Source organism: Ensifer sp. B1-9, assembly GCF_050474445.1.
Taxonomy (GTDB): Bacteria; Pseudomonadota; Alphaproteobacteria; order Rhizobiales; family Rhizobiaceae; genus Ensifer.
The window spans coordinates 24,812-39,227 of sequence record NZ_JBCHVG010000013.1; the positions used below are offsets into that span (position 1 = coordinate 24,812).

Sequence of the window (14,416 nt, forward strand, 5' to 3'; positions counted from 1 at the left end):
GGCCGAACATTAAACGAAGTTCAATGCGTGTTTTTCCACGGAAACCGCAGACAACATGAACAAGGATAAGTCGTATGAACGGCCAGAACATCCGCATCCGCCTCAAGGCGTTTGATCACCGGATCCTCGACGCCTCGACGCGCGAAATCGTGTCGACGGCAAAGCGTACCGGTGCAAGCGTGCGCGGTCCCGTACCGCTGCCGACGCGCATTGAAAAGTTTACGGTCAACCGCTCGCCGCACGTCGACAAGAAGAGCCGTGAACAGTTCGAAATGCGCACCCACAAGCGCCTTCTCGATATCGTAGATCCGACCCCGCAGACCGTTGACGCGCTGATGAAGCTCGACCTGGCTGCCGGCGTCGACGTGGAAATCAAGCTTTAATAACAAGGAAGGTACGTGGACCCCGGTCCAACGGCTTCCGAAAACGGGCGACCTCAAGATCGGATGATCTCAAGGAAACCTTAAACCAGAGATGTGAGGGGGCTTGCCCCGTCACTAACTCTCAAGAGGAATGAACCGATGCGTTCAGGTGTGATTGCACAGAAAGTGGGAATGACCCGCGTCTATAACGACGCCGGTGAGCATATCCCGGTTACAGTATTGAAGCTGGAGAACTGCCAGGTGGTAGCCCAGCGTACGGAAGAGAAGAACGGCTACGTGGCTGTCCAGCTGGGCGCCGGCCGTTCGAAGGTCAAGAACACGCCGAAGGCGATGCGCGGCCATTTTGCTGCTGCCAACGTCGAGCCGAAGGCGAAGCTCGTCGAGTTCCGCGTTACCGCGGACAACCTGATCGACATCGGTGCAGAACTGACGGCCAACCATTTCGTTGCCGGCCAGCTCGTCGACGTTACCGGTACCACGATCGGTAAGGGCTTTGCTGGTGCGATCAAGCGCCACAACTTCGGTGGCCTGCGTGCAACGCACGGCGTTTCCGTATCGCACCGCTCGCACGGTTCGACCGGTTCCAACCAGGATCCGGGCCGCGTTTGGAAGGGCAAGCGCATGGCTGGTCACATGGGTCAGACCCGCGTCACCACCCAGAACCTCGAAGTCGTATCGACCGATGAAGACCGCGGTCTGATCCTGGTCAAGGGCGCAGTCCCCGGCTCCAAGGGTGCCTGGATCGTCGTTCGTGACGCCATCAAGTCGGGCACCCCGGAAGGCGCTCCGCGCCCGGCCGCCGTGCGCGCCGAAGCATCGAAGTAAGGGAGCCGAGTAATGGATCTCAACGTCAAAACCCTCGAGGGCAAGGACGCGGGAAAGGTTTCCCTTTCTGACGCCATTTTCGGCCTCGAACCCCGTGAAGACATCATTGCCCGCGTCGTTCGCTGGCAGCTCGCCAAGAAGCAGCAGGGCACGCACAAGGCCAAGGGCCGCGCGGAAGTTTCGCGCACCGGCGCCAAGATGTACAAGCAGAAGGGTACGGGCCGCGCCCGCCACCACTCCGCTCGCGCTCCGCAGTTCCGCGGCGGTGGCAAGGCCCATGGCCCGGTCGTCCGCAGCCACGAGCATGATCTGCCGAAGAAGGTTCGCGCCCTCGGCCTGCGTCATGCCCTGTCGGCCAAGCTGAAGGCCGAAGAGATCATCGTCATCGACGATCTCGTTGCCAAGGAAGCCAAGACCAAGGCTCTCGCCGGTGCGTTCGCATCGCTCGGCCTCACCAACGCTCTGATCATCGGCGGCGCCGAGATCGAGAACAACTTCAAGCTCGCAGCCCAGAACATCCCGAACGTGGACGTTCTGCCGGTTCAGGGCATCAATGTTTACGACATTCTGCGCCGTGGCAAGCTCGTGCTTTCCAAGGCTGCCGTGGAAGCTCTGGAGGAGCGGTTCAAATGACGGATCTTCGCCACTACGACGTGATCGTGTCCCCCTCGATCACCGAAAAGTCGACGCTGGTTTCCGAACAGAACCAGGTCGTCTTCAACGTCGCCAAGGACGCTTCGAAGCCTGAAATCAAGGCTGCTGTCGAAGCTCTGTTCGGCGTCAAGGTTACGGCCGTGAACACGCTCGTCCGCAAGGGCAAGACGAAGCGTTTCCGCGGCTTTGCCGGAAAGCAGAAGGACGTGAAGAAGGCGATCATCACGCTCGCCGACGGTCAGTCCATCGACGTCTCCACCGGTCTCTAACGGATAGGCCCATTAGGGTAAAAACCCAAAAGGGAACAAGAAAATGGCATTGAAAAGTTTCAATCCGACGACCCCGAGCCAGCGTCAGCTGGTCATCGTAGACCGGGCTGGCCTCTACAAGGGCAAGCCGGTCAAGGCGTTGACCGAAGGCCTGTCCTCCAAGGGCGGTCGCAACAACCTCGGTCGCATTACCGTTCGCTTCCAGGGCGGCGGTCACAAGCGTACCTACCGTCTGGTCGACTTCAAGCGTCGCAAGTTCGACGTTGAAGGCACGGTCGAGCGTCTGGAATACGACCCGAACCGCACCGCCTTCATCGCGCTCGTCAACTACGCCGACGGCGAAAAGGCCTACATCCTCGCTCCGCAGCGCCTCGCTGCCGGCGACAAGGTCATCGCTTCCGAGAAGGCCGTTGACGTCAAGCCCGGCAACACGATGCCGCTGCAGTACATCCCGGTCGGCTCCATCATCCACAATGTGGAAATGAAGCCGGGCAAGGGCGGCCAGATGGCGCGCTCCGCCGGTACCTACGCGCAGCTCGTCGGTCGCGACCAGGGCATGGCGATCCTTCGTCTGAACTCGGGCGAACAGCGTCTCGTGCACGGTTCCTGCCTCGCATCGATCGGCGCCGTATCGAACCCCGATCACGGCAACATCAATGACGGTAAGGCTGGTCGTTCGCGTTGGCGCGGCAAGCGTCCGCACGTTCGCGGCGTCGTCATGAACCCGGTTGACCACCCGCACGGCGGTGGTGAAGGCCGTACCTCGGGTGGTCGTCACCCGGTTACCCCGTGGGGTAAGCCCACGAAGGGCAAGCGTACGCGCTCGAACAAGTCGACCGACAAGTTCATCATGCGCTCGCGGCATCAGAAGAAGAAGTAAGAGAGGAAGTCTCGAATGACTCGTTCAGTATGGAAAGGTCCGTTCGTTGACGGTTATCTTCTCAAGAAGGCTGAGAAGGTCCGCGAAGGCGGTCGTAACGAAGTGATCAAGATCTGGAGCCGCCGCTCCACGATCCTTCCGCAGTTTGTCGGTCTCACCTTCGGTGTCTACAACGGCAGCAAGCACGTTCCGGTCAGCGTCAACGAAGACATGGTCGGCCACAAGTTTGGCGAATTCTCTCCGACCCGGACCTACTACGGTCATGGCGCGGACAAGAAGGCAAAGAGGAAGTAACAATGGGCAAGGCAAAAGCCGAACGCCGGCTGAAGGATAATGAGGCGCAGGCAGTTGCGCGCACGATCCGCGTCAGCCCCCAGAAGCTCAACCTGGTTGCCGCGATGATCCGCGGCAAGAAGGTCGACCGCGCTCTGGCCGAACTGGAGTTCTCCCGCAAGCGCATCGCAGAAACGGTCAAGAAGACCCTTGAATCTGCGATCGCAAACGCAGAGAACAACCACGATCTCGACGTCGATTCGCTCGTCGTCGCAGAAGCTTACGTTGGCAAGTCGATCGTCATGAAGCGCTTCCATGCTCGTGGTCGCGGCCGTGCATCGCGTGTCGAAAAGCCGTTCTCTCACTTGACGATCGTCGTTCGTGAAGTGGAAGCCAAAGGGGAGGCCGCATAATGGGCCAGAAGATTAATCCGATCGGTTTCCGTCTCGGCATCAACCGGACCTGGGATAGCCGCTGGTTCGCGGACAATGCCGAATACGGCCAGCTTCTTCACGAAGACCTGAAGATCCGCGCCTACCTGATGGAAGAACTGAAGGCTGCCGGTATCGCCAAGGTGGTTATCGAGCGTCCGCACAAGAAGTGCCGCGTCACGATCCACTCGGCTCGTCCGGGCCTGATCATCGGCAAGAAGGGCGCCGACATCGAAAAGCTCCGCAAGAAGCTTTCCGAGATGACCAACTCCGAAACGCACCTCAACATCGTCGAAGTGCGCAAGCCGGAAGTTGACGCAACGCTCGTTGCCCAGTCGATCGCCCAGCAGCTCGAGCGCCGCGTGGCCTTCCGCCGTGCGATGAAGCGCGCTGTTCAGTCGGCCATGCGTCTTGGCGCCGAAGGCATCAAGATCACCTGCGCCGGTCGTCTCGGCGGCGCCGAAATCGCTCGTACCGAATGGTACCGCGAAGGTCGCGTTCCGCTGCACACGCTGCGTGCGGACATCGACTACGGCACGGCCGAAGCGGAAACCGCTTTCGGTATCTGCGGCATCAAGGTCTGGATCTTCAAGGGTGAAATCCTTGAGCACGATCCGATGGCTTCCGAGCGTCGCGCGATCGAAAGTGACAACCAGGGCCCGGCCGGCCGTGATCGCGACCGTGGCGATCGTGACCGCCGTCGTGAAAACGCGTAACATTCGCGTTTGGCAGCCAATATCGGAGAAGTAAAAAAATGTTGCAGCCAAAGCGTACGAAGTATCGCAAGCAGTTCAAGGGCCGCATCAAGGGCGTTGCCAAGGGCGGTTCTGATCTCGCCTTCGGTGAATTCGGCCTGAAGGCTCAGGAACCGAACCGCGTCAATGCGCGCGAGATCGAAGCGGCCCGCCGCGCGATCACGCGTCACATGAAGCGCGCCGGCCGCGTCTGGATCCGCGTGTTCCCTGACGTTCCCGTCACCGCCAAGCCGACGGAAGTCCGCATGGGTAAGGGTAAGGGTTCGGTCGAATACTGGGCATGCAAGGTCAAGCCCGGCCGAATGATGTTTGAGATCGATGGTGTCAGCGAAGAACTTGCCCGTGAGGCACTTCGTCTTGGCGCTGCCAAGCTCTCTGTCAAGACGCGCTTCGTGCAGCGTATCGCAGAGTAAGGAGTGAAGCTCATGAAAGCCGCAGATGTTCGCGCTCTGAGCGCCGATCAACTCAACGAAGAGCTTGCCAAGCTGAAGAAGGAGCAGTTCAACCTGCGCTTCCAGAAGGCAACCGGCCAGCTCGAGAAGTCTTCGCGTATCAACGAAGTCCGCAAGGACATCGCACGCGTCAAAACCATTGCCCGCCAGAAGGCGGCAGAAGCCAAGGCCTAAGGACCAGAAAATATGCCGAAACGCATTCTGCAGGGCACTGTTGTCAGCGATAAGAACGACAAGACGGTTGTCGTCCGGGTCGAGCGCCGCTTCGCGCACCCGATCCTCCAGAAGACCGTTCGCCGTTCGAAGAAGTACAAGGCGCACGACGAAAACAACCAGTACAAGGTTGGTGACGTCGTTTCCATCGAGGAATGTGCGCCGATCTCGAAGGATAAGCGCTGGACGGTCGTAGCCGTCCACGCCTGATTTCTGCAGGTTTTGACCGTAAGACCCTTGCGTCTTGGGCAAATACCTGTATGAAGCACGCAATTGAAGCAGAGGAGCGCTCGAGTCCGGGCGTTCTTTTGCTTTGAGATGAGCACTATAAGCCAGGCGAGGGGGTCTCGACCCAACCGGCCTGGTAACAACAAGAAGGCGACCTGACATGATTCAGATGCAAACAAACCTCGACGTGGCGGATAATTCCGGCGCACGTCGTGTCATGTGCATCAAGGTGCTGGGCGGCTCCAAGCGCAAGTATGCGTCGGTCGGCGACATCATTGTCGTTTCGATCAAGGAAGCCATTCCGCGCGGCCGCGTAAAGAAGGGTGATGTCATGAAGGCTGTTGTCGTTCGCACTGCGAAGGACATCCGCCGTCCGGATGGTTCCGTCATCCGCTTTGACACCAACGCAGCCGTTCTTATCGATAACAAGAAAGAGCCGATCGGCACCCGTATCTTCGGACCGGTTCCGCGTGAACTTCGCGCCAAGAACCACATGAAGATCATCTCGCTGGCTCCAGAAGTACTCTAAAGGAGCGTTGAGAGATGCAAAAGATTCGCAAAGGCGACAAGGTTGTCGTTCTCACCGGTAAGGACAAGGGCCGTACCGGCGAAGTCGTCCAGGTTATGCCGAAGGAAGACCGGGCTGTCGTGCGTGGCGTCAACATGGTGAAGCGTCACCAGCGCCAGACCCAGAGCCAGGAAGCCGGCATCATCAACAAGGAAGCCCCGATCCACCTTTCGAACATCGCGATTGCCGATCCGAAGGACGGCAAGCCGACCCGCGTCGGTTTCAAGATCGATGGCGACAAGAAGGTCCGCGTGGCCAAGCGTTCGGGAGAAGTGATCGATGGCTAAGTCCGCTTATGAGCCGCGGCTCAAGAAGGAATATGTAGAGCGCATCCGCAAGGCGATGCAGGAGAAGTTCTCCTACGCCAACGAAATGCAGATCCCGCGCCTCGACAAGATCGTCATCAACATGGGTGTTGGCGAAGCAACCGGCGACTCGAAGAAGCCGACCGTTGCTGCTGCCGACCTCGCAGCGATTGCTGGCCAGAAGCCGGTAATCACCCGCGCTCGCAACTCCATCGCAGGCTTCAAGGTCCGCGAAGGCATGCCGATTGGTGCCAAGGTTACCCTGCGCGGCGTTCGGATGTTTGAGTTCCTGGATCGTCTCGTGAACATCGCTCTCCCGCGCGTTCGCGACTTCCGCGGCCTCAATCCGAAGTCCTTTGACGGCCGTGGCAACTTCGCCATGGGCATCAAGGAGCACATTGTGTTCCCTGAGATCAACTACGACAAGGTTGATCAGATGTGGGGCATGGACATCATCGTTTGCACGACGGCAACTAACGACGACGAAGCTCGCGCTCTGCTCACAGAGTTCAACTTCCCGTTCCGTCAGTAATCCGTAACGACAAGCGTAAAGAAGGATAACTGTAATGGCGAAAACGAGCGCAGTTGAAAAGAACAAGCGCCGCCGCAAACTGGTTGCCTCGCAGGCTGCAAAGCGTGCCGCTCTGAAGGCGATCATCATGAACCAGTCTCTGCCGATTGAAGAGCGGTTCAAGGCAACCATCAAGCTGGCTGGTCTGCCGCGCGATGGATCCAAGACCCGCATCCGCAACCGTTGCGAAGTTACCGGCCGTCCGCGCGCCTACTATCGTAAACTTCGTATGTCGCGTATTGCGCTTCGCGAACTGGGCAACCTCGGCAAGGTGCCGGGCGTCGTCAAGTCGAGCTGGTAAGGAGACGGGCACATGGCAATGACTGATCCGCTGGGCGATATGCTCACCCGTATCCGTAACGGCGCGGCTCGCCGCAAGTCGAGCGTTTCCACGCCGGCTTCGAAGCTCCGTGCACGCGTTCTGGATGTCCTTCAGGCCGAAGGTTACATCCGCGGGTACTCTGAAGTCGAATTCGGCAACGGCAAGTCCGAGCTGAACATCGAGCTGAAGTACTACGAAGGCGCTTCCGTGATCCGCGAGATCGCACGCGTCTCCAAGCCGGGCCGCCGAGTCTATGTCTCGGTTAAGTCCATTCCGCAGGTCGCGAACGGCCTCGGCATCACCATCCTTTCGACCCCGAAGGGTGTGATGGCCGATCATCAGGCACGCGAACAGAATGTTGGTGGCGAGATCCTTTGCTCCGTCTTCTAACGAAGGCGTAGCAGGTTCTCCATAGCGAACAGACAGGTATAAAAATGTCTCGTATCGGTAAGAAGCCCGTTCAGGTTCCGGCAGGCGTCACGGCAAGCGTTGATGGCCAGAAGGTAACGGCGAAGGGCCCGAAGGGCGAACTGTTCTTCGTTGCAAACGACGAAGTTTCGGTAAAGCTCGAAGATAATGCGGTTGTTGTTCAGCCGCTCAGCCAGAGCAAGGATGCTCGTTCGAAGTGGGGCATGTCCCGCACGATGATCGAGAACATCTTCAAGGGCGTCAAGGATGGTTACGAGCGCAAGCTCGAAATCAACGGCGTTGGTTATCGTGCGTCGATGCAGGGCAAGAACCTGCAGCTCGCGCTCGGTTTCAGCCACGACGTCGTCTACCAGACGCCGGAAGGCATCACGATTGCTGTTCCGAAGCCGACCGAAATCATCGTGTCCGGCATCAACAAGCAGCAGGTCGGCCAGGTTGCCGCGGAAATCCGCGAATACCGTGGCCCCGAGCCCTACAAGGGCAAGGGTGTCAAGTATGCCGAAGAGCGGATTGTCCGCAAAGAAGGCAAGAAGAAGTAAGGATCACGCGAAATGGCTAGCAGGAAAGATACTCTTGTGCGTCGCGCCAGCCGCGTGCGCCGTCAAATCAAGGCGGTCGCCAACGGCCGCCCGCGCCTGTCGGTTCATCGCTCGTCGAAGAACATCTACGCGCAGATCATCGATGACGTTGCCGGCAAGACCCTTGCTTCGGCATCGACCCTCGACACGGATCTGCGGTCTTCTCTGAAGACCGGCGCAGACACGGCAGCCGCTTCGGCTGTCGGCAAGCTCCTGGCGGAGCGTGCTTCGAAGGCTGGCGTCAAGGACGTTGTCTTTGATCGCGGCGCCTTCATCTACCACGGCCGCGTCAAGGCGCTGGCCGAGGCAGCCCGCGAAGGCGGCTTGAACTTCTAAGTTCGTTGGCCCGGGCGTAACCGCCCGGGCTTTCCAGCCGGTTTCGCAAATCTCCAGCCGTCTTCATCTCGAAAAGAGGGGAGGCGGTCTCGTCAATCTGCCGATTGCACCCGGAAAAGAAAAAGGAAGAGGACAATGGCACAAGAAAAAAGAGGTTCTCGCGAAGATCGCCAGAACCGCGAAGAGCGCGACAGCGAATTTGTCGATAAGCTCGTAGCAATTAACCGCGTCGCCAAGGTGGTGAAGGGCGGTCGTCGTTTCGGTTTCGCCGCTCTCGTCGTCGTTGGCGACCAGAAGGGCCGCGTTGGCTTCGGCCATGGCAAGGCACGCGAAGTGCCGGAAGCCATCCGCAAGGCCACGGAAGCTGCCAAGCGCGACCTGATTTTCGTCCCGCTGCGTGGTGGTCGTACCCTGCATCACGACGTTCATGGCCGTCACGGCGCCGGCAAGGTGCTGCTGCGTTCGGCCAAGCCCGGTACCGGTATCATCGCCGGTGGTCCGATGCGCGCCGTCTTCGAAACGCTCGGCGTTCATGACGTCGTTGCAAAGTCGACCGGTTCGTCGAACCCCTACAACATGGTTCGCGCAACCTTCGACGCCCTCAAGAACCAGATGCACCCGAAGGACATCGCAGCTCAGCGCGGCATCAAGTACGCCACGCTCCAGGCTCGTCGTGTTTCCTCCGGCGCTGCTTCCGAAGAATAAGGGAGCTGACAGATGGCTAAGAAAGAAGTTGCCAAGAAGACGGTTACCGTCGAGCAGATCGGTAGCCCCATTCGCCGTCCGGCCGTGCAGCGTCAGACGCTCATCGGTCTGGGCCTCAACAAGATGCACCGGGTTCGCACGCTGGAAGACACCCCGTCTGTTCGCGGCATGATCCGGACCGTCCAGCACCTCGTTCGCGTCGTCGACGAGAAGTGAGGGGGATAAGCTCATGAAACTGAATGAAATCAAGGACAACGAAGGCTCGACCCACAGCCGCAAACGTCTCGGCCGTGGTATCGGCTCGGGCTCCGGCAAGACGGCCGGCCGCGGTGTCAAGGGTCAGAAGGCTCGTTCGGGCGTTGCCATCAACGGCTTCGAAGGCGGTCAGATGCCGATCTACCGTCGTCTGCCGAAGCGCGGCTTCAACAACATCTTCGCTTCGGAGTTCGTTGTCGTGTCGCTCGGCCGTATCCAGACGGCAATCGACGCCAAGAAGCTCGACGCTTCGAAGACCGTCGATGCAGCCGCTCTCAAGGCCGCTGGCGTCATCCGTCGCGAAAAGGACGGCGTCCGCGTTCTCGCTGACGGCGAACTGAAGGCGAAGGTTTCGATCGAAGTTGCCGGCGCTTCCAAGTCGGCGATCGAGAAGATCGAAAAGGCCGGCGGTTCGGTCAAGCTGCTCGCAGCCGCTGCTGAATAATATTACTGATGAACCGCCCGGGGTGCTTCACTCCGGGCGGTTTTGCTCCCATATGTGAGCCTCACGTCCGCAGCCGGCGAATCGCTCGCCGCGGCGGACATAGCGGAAACCACGGTGAGGCATCCGATTGCAGACACAATCGCCTCGCGTCCGGTTTTCAAGACGAAAAGTTACTCCTTCCGGAACGGACCGGGTGTTCCCGCTGATTCCGAGATTTGGTACGCGGAGAATTGCATGGCTTCTGCAGCGGAACAGCTCGCCTCGAACCTGAATTTCTCGACTTTCGCCAAGGCGGAAGATCTGAAGAAACGGCTTTGGTTCACACTTGGTGCGCTTCTGGTTTACCGTCTTGGCACCTATATCCCGCTGCCCGGTCTCAACCCGGAAGCTTTTGCACAGGCCTTCCAAGGCCAGAGCGGCGGCATTCTCGGCCTCTTCAACATGTTTTCGGGTGGCGCCGTGCAGCGCATGGCGATCTTTGCGCTCGGCATCATGCCCTATATCTCTGCTTCGATCATCGTTCAGCTGATGACCTCCGTCGTTCCGGCGCTGGAGCAGTTGAAGAAGGAAGGCGAGCAGGGCCGCAAGATCATCAACCAGTACACCCGCTACGGCACGGTGCTTCTCGGTACGGCGCAGGCTTATGCCATCGCTGCCGGCCTTGAGAGCGGCAACGGCCTCGTCAACGATCCGGGTTGGTTCTTCCGCATTTCGACGGTCATCTCGCTGCTCGGCGGCACTATGTTCCTGATGTGGCTCGGTGAGCAGATCACGTCGCGCGGTATCGGCAACGGCATCTCGCTGATCATCTTCGCCGGTATCGTCGCCCACCTGCCGACGGCTCTCGCCGGCACGCTCGAACTCGGCCGCACCGGCGCGCTCTCGACGCCGCTGATCCTCGCGATCATCATCATGGTCGTTGCCGTCATTGCGCTCATCGTCTTCGTCGAGCGGGCACAGCGCCGGCTTCTGATCCAGTATCCGAAGCGACAGGTCGGCAATCGCATGTTCCAGGGCGACACCTCGCACCTGCCGCTGAAGCTCAACACTTCGGGCGTCATCCCGGCGATCTTCGCTTCCTCGCTGCTGCTGCTGCCGGCGACGCTTGCAGGCTTCGCCAACACGGCGACGCTGCCGGGCTGGGCCACGACCATCGTTGGCGCGCTCGGTCACGGCAAGCCGCTCTACATGGTTCTCTACGGAGCGATGATTGCGTTCTTCGCCTTCTTCTATACGGCGATCGTCTTCAATCCGAAGGATACGGCCGACAATCTCAAGAAGCACGGCGGCTTCATTCCGGGCATCCGTCCGGGCGAGCGCACGGCTGAATATATCGATTACGTCCTGACGCGCATCACCGTTATCGGCGCGGTCTACTTGATGTTCGTCTGCATTCTGCCGGAAGTTCTGATTTCGCAGACCGGCGTGCCGTTCTACCTTGGTGGTACGTCGCTTTTGATTGTTGTCAGCGTGACCCTCGATACTGTAGCACAGATCCAGGGCCATCTCATCGCACAGCAATATGAGGGGCTGATCAAGAAGTCGAAGCTGCGCGGAGGAAAGAGGGGACGATGAGACTGATATTTTTGGGACCGCCGGGCGCTGGCAAGGGGACTCAGGCCAAGCTTCTGACGGAGAGATACGGCATTCCGCAGCTTTCCACAGGCGATATGCTGCGGGCCGCCGTTGCCCAGGCGACTGAAGTTGGCAAGCGCGCCAAGGCAGTGATGGACGCCGGCCAGTTGGTATCGGACGAGATCGTCAACGAAATCGTGTCGGATCGCATCGATCAGCCGGATTGTGCCAAGGGTTTCATCCTCGATGGCTACCCGCGCACGGTTCCGCAGGCGATTGCCCTCGACAAGATGCTGGAAAGCAAGGGGCTGAAGCTCGATGCGGTCATCGAGCTGAAGGTCGACGAGGCGGCCCTTGTAAAGCGGATGGAGAATCGCGTAGCGGAGACCATCGCTGCGGGAGGTACGGTCCGTTCGGATGACAATCCGGAAGCCTTCAAGCGTCGCCTCGCGGAGTACCGGGAAAAGACCGCGCCGCTCTCCGAGCATTATGCCGGTACCGGTCAACTGAGAACGGTCGATGGCATGGCGGACGTGACCGTTGTCACCGCAGAGATCGAGAAGATTCTGGCTTAGACACTGGTCTTTGCCGAAAAGGAGCCGCCGGGGAGTTGACTTTTCCGGCCGATTCCGCCAAAGACAGCGCCAACTCGCGACATGAGAGCGATCGGCGCGGTCTTCAAAGAAAATGAAGTCCGGGTGCGGTCGTTTTTGACGTGTCTCGAACCTCAATCAACGTGCGGCTCTTCGAGGTCGCGTAACGAAGCACCTATTGCCGGATGGCAACTGGAACGCAAGGAGAATAGACGTGGCACGTATCGCTGGCGTCAACATCCCGACGGCGAAGCGCGTAGTTATCGCGCTGACCTACATTCACGGGATCGGCCCGAAATTCGCACAGGAAATCGTCGAGAAGGTCGGTATTCCGGCTGACCGTCGCGTGCATCAGCTGACGGACGCTGAAGTCCTGCAGATCCGCGAAACGATCGACCGCGACTACCAGGTCGAAGGTGACCTGCGTCGCGAGACCTCGATGAACATCAAGCGCCTGATGGACCTCGGCTGCTACCGCGGCCTGCGTCACCGTCGTGGCCTGCCGGTTCGTGGTCAGCGCACCCACACCAACGCCCGCACCCGCAAGGGTCCGGCGAAGGCGATTGCCGGTAAGAAGAAGTAATTTCCCGAAAAGGGAGATTGGGAGGCTGGCGTCAGGCGCCGGCCTCCTTTTGCAGTTTGGTAAGGCGCTTGCCTGACCGCCGTCCGGCCGAATGGCCGGATGTTGAGGCCGAAGATTGGGTATTCCGCTCTTCGGGGAAATGAAGATGCAGGGCAGGGGACGACAAATCCTTTTCCCGGTGGAGCCGCTGGAATTACGGCGGTGCAGAGATCTAAGAAAGGGATCCTATGGCCAAGGAAGCCACCCGCGTTCGCCGCCGCGAACGCAAGAACATCACGTCTGGCGTTGCACACGTCAATTCGTCGTTCAACAACACGATGATCACCATCACCGACGCACAGGGCAACGCGATTGCCTGGTCGTCTGCCGGTGCAAAGGGTTTCAAGGGCTCGCGTAAGTCGACCCCGTTTGCCGCACAGATCGCCGCTGAAGACTGCGCCAAGAAGGCTCAGGAACACGGCATGAAGTCGCTGGAAGTTGAAGTTTGCGGTCCGGGTTCCGGCCGTGAATCCGCTCTTCGCGCACTGCAGGCTGCGGGCTTCATGATCACCTCGATCCGCGATGTGACCCCGATCCCGCACAACGGCTGCCGTCCGCGCAAGAAGCGCCGCGTCTGATCATATGCATTCAACATGCCGGTGAGGGTGCATCCGCGCTCTCCCGGTCTTCGGGGCTCGGTTGTCACGATTGGATGGTGGCAACGAACGGAAGGCAGAAAACATGATCCAGAAGAATTGGCAGGAACTGATCAAGCCGAACAAGGTGGAGTTCGTCTCCTCCGGCCGCACCAAGGCAACGCTGGTTGCGGAACCGCTTGAACGCGGCTTTGGCCTGACGCTCGGCAACGCGCTTCGCCGCGTGCTTCTGTCGTCGCTGCGCGGTGCTGCTGTCACCGCAGTGCAGATCGACGGCGTTCTGCACGAGTTCTCCTCTATCCCGGGCGTCCGGGAAGATGTGACGGACATCGTGCTTAACATCAAGGAAATCGCCATCAAGATGGATGGCGACGACGCAAAACGCATGGTCGTGCGCAAGCAGGGTCCGGGCGTTGTTACCGCCGGTGACATCCAGACGGTTGGCGATATCGAAATCCTCAACCCGAACCATGTGATCTGCACCCTCGACGAGGGCGCGGAGATCCGCATGGAGTTCACCGTCAACAACGGCAAGGGCTACGTGCCGGCTGATCGCAACCGTTCGGAAGATGCTCCGATCGGCCTGATCCCGGTCGACAGCCTGTACTCGCCGGTCAAGAAAGTGTCCTACAAGGTGGAAAACACCCGCGAAGGCCAGGTTCTTGACTATGACAAGCTGACGATGTCCATCGAGACGGACGGTTCCGTCACCGGTGAAGATGCGATCGCTTTTGCCGCCCGCATCCTTCAGGATCAACTGTCGGTCTTCGTCAACTTCGACGAGCCGCAGAAGGAAGCAGAGGAAGAGGCCGTTACCGAACTCGCCTTCAACCCGGCGCTTCTCAAGAAGGTCGACGAACTGGAACTTTCGGTCCGTTCGGCCAACTGCCTGAAGAACGACAACATCGTCTACATCGGCGACCTCATTCAGAAGACCGAAGCAGAAATGCTCCGCACGCCGAATTTTGGTCGCAAGTCGCTGAACGAAATCAAGGAAGTTCTCGCTTCCATGGGCCTGCACCTCGGCATGGAAGTGCCGTCCTGGCCGCCCGAGAACATCGAAGATCTCGCCAAGCGTTACGAAGACCAATACTAACAGATAAAGGCAGCTTGTTCTGCCTTTCCCCGTCAAACAGCAGGTGTTGCACCTGTA

Annotated in this window: 26 protein-coding genes; all 26 read left to right on the forward strand. The window is 59.4% G+C overall.

From position 1 onward, the window contains the following. The first annotated feature begins 74 nt into the window (after positions 1-74). The 26 genes from rpsJ to ACQ5BM_RS23780 all read left to right on the forward strand — a co-directional run bounded on the left by rpsJ (position 75) and on the right by ACQ5BM_RS23780 (position 14,359). Positions 75-383, forward strand: a complete 309-nt coding sequence (gene rpsJ / locus ACQ5BM_RS23655; RefSeq protein WP_003507767.1) for a 30S ribosomal protein S10 — start codon at positions 75-77, stop codon at positions 381-383. A 138-nt stretch (positions 384-521) separates the two neighbouring features. Continuing rightward, positions 522-1,208, forward strand: a complete 687-nt coding sequence (rplC, locus tag ACQ5BM_RS23660; protein ID WP_173516252.1) for a 50S ribosomal protein L3 — start codon at positions 522-524, stop codon at positions 1,206-1,208. A gap of 12 nt (positions 1,209-1,220) precedes the next feature. Then, the gene (gene rplD / locus ACQ5BM_RS23665; protein ID WP_173516253.1) at positions 1,221-1,841 is read left to right on the forward strand and encodes a 50S ribosomal protein L4; all 621 of its coding nucleotides are present in this window, start codon (positions 1,221-1,223) and stop codon (positions 1,839-1,841) included. Continuing rightward, entirely contained in the window at positions 1,838-2,131 is a 294-nt protein-coding gene (locus ACQ5BM_RS23670) for a 50S ribosomal protein L23 (protein WP_057255571.1), read from the forward strand. The genes rplD and ACQ5BM_RS23670 overlap by 4 nt, the downstream gene beginning before the upstream one ends. Before the next feature lie 43 nt (positions 2,132-2,174). Beyond that, on the forward strand, positions 2,175-3,011 hold the full coding sequence (gene rplB, locus ACQ5BM_RS23675) for a 50S ribosomal protein L2 (protein WP_057255572.1): 837 nt from the start codon (positions 2,175-2,177) through the stop codon (positions 3,009-3,011). 15 nt (positions 3,012-3,026) lie between these two features. Further along, positions 3,027-3,305: a 30S ribosomal protein S19 gene (gene rpsS / locus ACQ5BM_RS23680; protein WP_018239488.1), complete on the forward strand. Its 279-nt coding sequence runs from the start codon at positions 3,027-3,029 to the stop codon at positions 3,303-3,305. Positions 3,306-3,307: 2 nt separating this feature from the next. Further along, positions 3,308-3,697: a 50S ribosomal protein L22 gene (gene rplV / locus ACQ5BM_RS23685; RefSeq protein WP_034795534.1), complete on the forward strand. Its 390-nt coding sequence runs from the start codon at positions 3,308-3,310 to the stop codon at positions 3,695-3,697. After that, positions 3,697-4,431, forward strand: a complete 735-nt coding sequence (gene rpsC / locus ACQ5BM_RS23690; RefSeq protein ID WP_113541392.1) for a 30S ribosomal protein S3 — start codon at positions 3,697-3,699, stop codon at positions 4,429-4,431. The genes rplV and rpsC overlap by 1 nt, the downstream gene beginning before the upstream one ends. Before the next feature lie 38 nt (positions 4,432-4,469). Next, entirely contained in the window at positions 4,470-4,883 is a 414-nt protein-coding gene (gene rplP, locus ACQ5BM_RS23695; protein WP_011975175.1) for a 50S ribosomal protein L16, read from the forward strand. A gap of 12 nt (positions 4,884-4,895) precedes the next feature. Beyond that, positions 4,896-5,096, forward strand: coding sequence for a 50S ribosomal protein L29 (gene rpmC / locus ACQ5BM_RS23700; protein ID WP_056319072.1), 201 nt, complete (start codon positions 4,896-4,898; stop codon positions 5,094-5,096). 12 nt (positions 5,097-5,108) lie between these two features. Continuing rightward, complete coding sequence (gene rpsQ, locus ACQ5BM_RS23705) at positions 5,109-5,345, forward strand: 30S ribosomal protein S17 (protein WP_173516255.1); 237 nt, start codon at positions 5,109-5,111, stop codon at positions 5,343-5,345. 178 nt (positions 5,346-5,523) lie between these two features. Next, a complete protein-coding gene (gene rplN / locus ACQ5BM_RS23710; RefSeq protein ID WP_034795548.1) occupies positions 5,524-5,892 on the forward strand; it encodes a 50S ribosomal protein L14 in 369 nt (122 codons plus the stop codon). A gap of 14 nt (positions 5,893-5,906) precedes the next feature. Then, a complete protein-coding gene (gene rplX, locus ACQ5BM_RS23715) occupies positions 5,907-6,218 on the forward strand; it encodes a 50S ribosomal protein L24 (RefSeq protein WP_173516256.1) in 312 nt (103 codons plus the stop codon). Beyond that, positions 6,211-6,768, forward strand: coding sequence for a 50S ribosomal protein L5 (rplE, locus tag ACQ5BM_RS23720; protein ID WP_429816692.1), 558 nt, complete (start codon positions 6,211-6,213; stop codon positions 6,766-6,768). Before rplX ends, rplE begins: the two co-directional genes overlap by 8 nt. A gap of 34 nt (positions 6,769-6,802) precedes the next feature. Beyond that, positions 6,803-7,108 (forward strand): 30S ribosomal protein S14, encoded by a 306-nt coding sequence (gene rpsN / locus ACQ5BM_RS23725; protein WP_173516258.1) that lies wholly within the window; start codon positions 6,803-6,805, stop codon positions 7,106-7,108. Positions 7,109-7,120: 12 nt separating this feature from the next. Beyond that, positions 7,121-7,519, forward strand: a complete 399-nt coding sequence (gene rpsH / locus ACQ5BM_RS23730) for a 30S ribosomal protein S8 (RefSeq protein WP_173516259.1) — start codon at positions 7,121-7,123, stop codon at positions 7,517-7,519. 44 nt (positions 7,520-7,563) lie between these two features. After that, positions 7,564-8,097 (forward strand): 50S ribosomal protein L6, encoded by a 534-nt coding sequence (gene rplF / locus ACQ5BM_RS23735; RefSeq protein WP_173516260.1) that lies wholly within the window; start codon positions 7,564-7,566, stop codon positions 8,095-8,097. Between the two features lie 12 nt (positions 8,098-8,109). Next, positions 8,110-8,472 carry a 50S ribosomal protein L18 gene (gene rplR, locus ACQ5BM_RS23740; protein WP_429816696.1) on the forward strand — a complete coding sequence of 121 codons (363 nt, stop codon included), beginning with the start codon at positions 8,110-8,112 and terminating at the stop codon, positions 8,470-8,472. A gap of 135 nt (positions 8,473-8,607) precedes the next feature. Then, complete coding sequence (gene rpsE, locus ACQ5BM_RS23745) at positions 8,608-9,177, forward strand: 30S ribosomal protein S5 (protein ID WP_173516262.1); 570 nt, start codon at positions 8,608-8,610, stop codon at positions 9,175-9,177. 12 nt (positions 9,178-9,189) lie between these two features. Then, positions 9,190-9,393 carry a 50S ribosomal protein L30 gene (gene rpmD, locus ACQ5BM_RS23750; RefSeq protein WP_057255581.1) on the forward strand — a complete coding sequence of 68 codons (204 nt, stop codon included), beginning with the start codon at positions 9,190-9,192 and terminating at the stop codon, positions 9,391-9,393. Between the two features lie 13 nt (positions 9,394-9,406). Then, positions 9,407-9,877 carry a 50S ribosomal protein L15 gene (rplO, locus tag ACQ5BM_RS23755; RefSeq protein ID WP_057255582.1) on the forward strand — a complete coding sequence of 157 codons (471 nt, stop codon included), beginning with the start codon at positions 9,407-9,409 and terminating at the stop codon, positions 9,875-9,877. A 234-nt stretch (positions 9,878-10,111) separates the two neighbouring features. Continuing rightward, positions 10,112-11,452, forward strand: a complete 1,341-nt coding sequence (gene secY / locus ACQ5BM_RS23760; protein ID WP_429816700.1) for a preprotein translocase subunit SecY — start codon at positions 10,112-10,114, stop codon at positions 11,450-11,452. Continuing rightward, the gene (locus ACQ5BM_RS23765; RefSeq protein WP_429816702.1) at positions 11,449-12,027 is read left to right on the forward strand and encodes an adenylate kinase; all 579 of its coding nucleotides are present in this window, start codon (positions 11,449-11,451) and stop codon (positions 12,025-12,027) included. Before secY ends, ACQ5BM_RS23765 begins: the two co-directional genes overlap by 4 nt. A 232-nt stretch (positions 12,028-12,259) precedes the next feature. After that, a complete protein-coding gene (gene rpsM, locus ACQ5BM_RS23770) occupies positions 12,260-12,628 on the forward strand; it encodes a 30S ribosomal protein S13 (protein WP_052638152.1) in 369 nt (122 codons plus the stop codon). Positions 12,629-12,855: 227 nt separating this feature from the next. Continuing rightward, a complete protein-coding gene (rpsK, locus tag ACQ5BM_RS23775; protein ID WP_003536496.1) occupies positions 12,856-13,245 on the forward strand; it encodes a 30S ribosomal protein S11 in 390 nt (129 codons plus the stop codon). A 103-nt stretch (positions 13,246-13,348) separates the two neighbouring features. Continuing rightward, positions 13,349-14,359: a DNA-directed RNA polymerase subunit alpha gene (locus ACQ5BM_RS23780; protein ID WP_034795592.1), complete on the forward strand. Its 1,011-nt coding sequence runs from the start codon at positions 13,349-13,351 to the stop codon at positions 14,357-14,359. Positions 14,360-14,416 lie beyond the last annotated feature (57 nt).

Bases quoted from the DNA above. Each gene is read 5' to 3' on its own strand.
- rplX (WP_173516256.1), top strand. From the start codon at position 5,907: ATGCAAAAGATTCGCAAAGGCGACAAGGTTGTCGTTCTCACCGGTAAG.
- secY (WP_429816700.1), top strand. From the start codon at position 10,112: ATGGCTTCTGCAGCGGAACAGCTCGCCTCGAACCTGAATTTCTCGACT.
- rpsS (WP_018239488.1), top strand. From the start codon at position 3,027: ATGACTCGTTCAGTATGGAAAGGTCCGTTCGTTGACGGTTATCTTCTC.
- rpsH (WP_173516259.1), top strand. From the start codon at position 7,121: ATGGCAATGACTGATCCGCTGGGCGATATGCTCACCCGTATCCGTAAC.
- rpsK (WP_003536496.1), top strand. From the start codon at position 12,856: ATGGCCAAGGAAGCCACCCGCGTTCGCCGCCGCGAACGCAAGAACATC.
- rpmC (WP_056319072.1), top strand. From the start codon at position 4,896: ATGAAAGCCGCAGATGTTCGCGCTCTGAGCGCCGATCAACTCAACGAA.
- rplE (WP_429816692.1), top strand. From the start codon at position 6,211: ATGGCTAAGTCCGCTTATGAGCCGCGGCTCAAGAAGGAATATGTAGAG.
- ACQ5BM_RS23765 (WP_429816702.1), top strand. From the start codon at position 11,449: ATGAGACTGATATTTTTGGGACCGCCGGGCGCTGGCAAGGGGACTCAG.
- rpsJ (WP_003507767.1), top strand. From the start codon at position 75: ATGAACGGCCAGAACATCCGCATCCGCCTCAAGGCGTTTGATCACCGG.
- rplP (WP_011975175.1), top strand. From the start codon at position 4,470: ATGTTGCAGCCAAAGCGTACGAAGTATCGCAAGCAGTTCAAGGGCCGC.
- rpsE (WP_173516262.1), top strand. From the start codon at position 8,608: ATGGCACAAGAAAAAAGAGGTTCTCGCGAAGATCGCCAGAACCGCGAA.
- rplB (WP_057255572.1), top strand. From the start codon at position 2,175: ATGGCATTGAAAAGTTTCAATCCGACGACCCCGAGCCAGCGTCAGCTG.
- rplD (WP_173516253.1), top strand. From the start codon at position 1,221: ATGGATCTCAACGTCAAAACCCTCGAGGGCAAGGACGCGGGAAAGGTT.
- rpmD (WP_057255581.1), top strand. From the start codon at position 9,190: ATGGCTAAGAAAGAAGTTGCCAAGAAGACGGTTACCGTCGAGCAGATC.
- rpsQ (WP_173516255.1), top strand. From the start codon at position 5,109: ATGCCGAAACGCATTCTGCAGGGCACTGTTGTCAGCGATAAGAACGAC.
- rplC (WP_173516252.1), top strand. From the start codon at position 522: ATGCGTTCAGGTGTGATTGCACAGAAAGTGGGAATGACCCGCGTCTAT.
- ACQ5BM_RS23670 (WP_057255571.1), top strand. From the start codon at position 1,838: ATGACGGATCTTCGCCACTACGACGTGATCGTGTCCCCCTCGATCACC.
- ACQ5BM_RS23780 (WP_034795592.1), top strand. From the start codon at position 13,349: ATGATCCAGAAGAATTGGCAGGAACTGATCAAGCCGAACAAGGTGGAG.
- rpsC (WP_113541392.1), top strand. From the start codon at position 3,697: ATGGGCCAGAAGATTAATCCGATCGGTTTCCGTCTCGGCATCAACCGG.
- rplV (WP_034795534.1), top strand. From the start codon at position 3,308: ATGGGCAAGGCAAAAGCCGAACGCCGGCTGAAGGATAATGAGGCGCAG.
- rpsN (WP_173516258.1), top strand. From the start codon at position 6,803: ATGGCGAAAACGAGCGCAGTTGAAAAGAACAAGCGCCGCCGCAAACTG.
- rplO (WP_057255582.1), top strand. From the start codon at position 9,407: ATGAAACTGAATGAAATCAAGGACAACGAAGGCTCGACCCACAGCCGC.
- rplN (WP_034795548.1), top strand. From the start codon at position 5,524: ATGATTCAGATGCAAACAAACCTCGACGTGGCGGATAATTCCGGCGCA.
- rplR (WP_429816696.1), top strand. From the start codon at position 8,110: ATGGCTAGCAGGAAAGATACTCTTGTGCGTCGCGCCAGCCGCGTGCGC.
- rplF (WP_173516260.1), top strand. From the start codon at position 7,564: ATGTCTCGTATCGGTAAGAAGCCCGTTCAGGTTCCGGCAGGCGTCACG.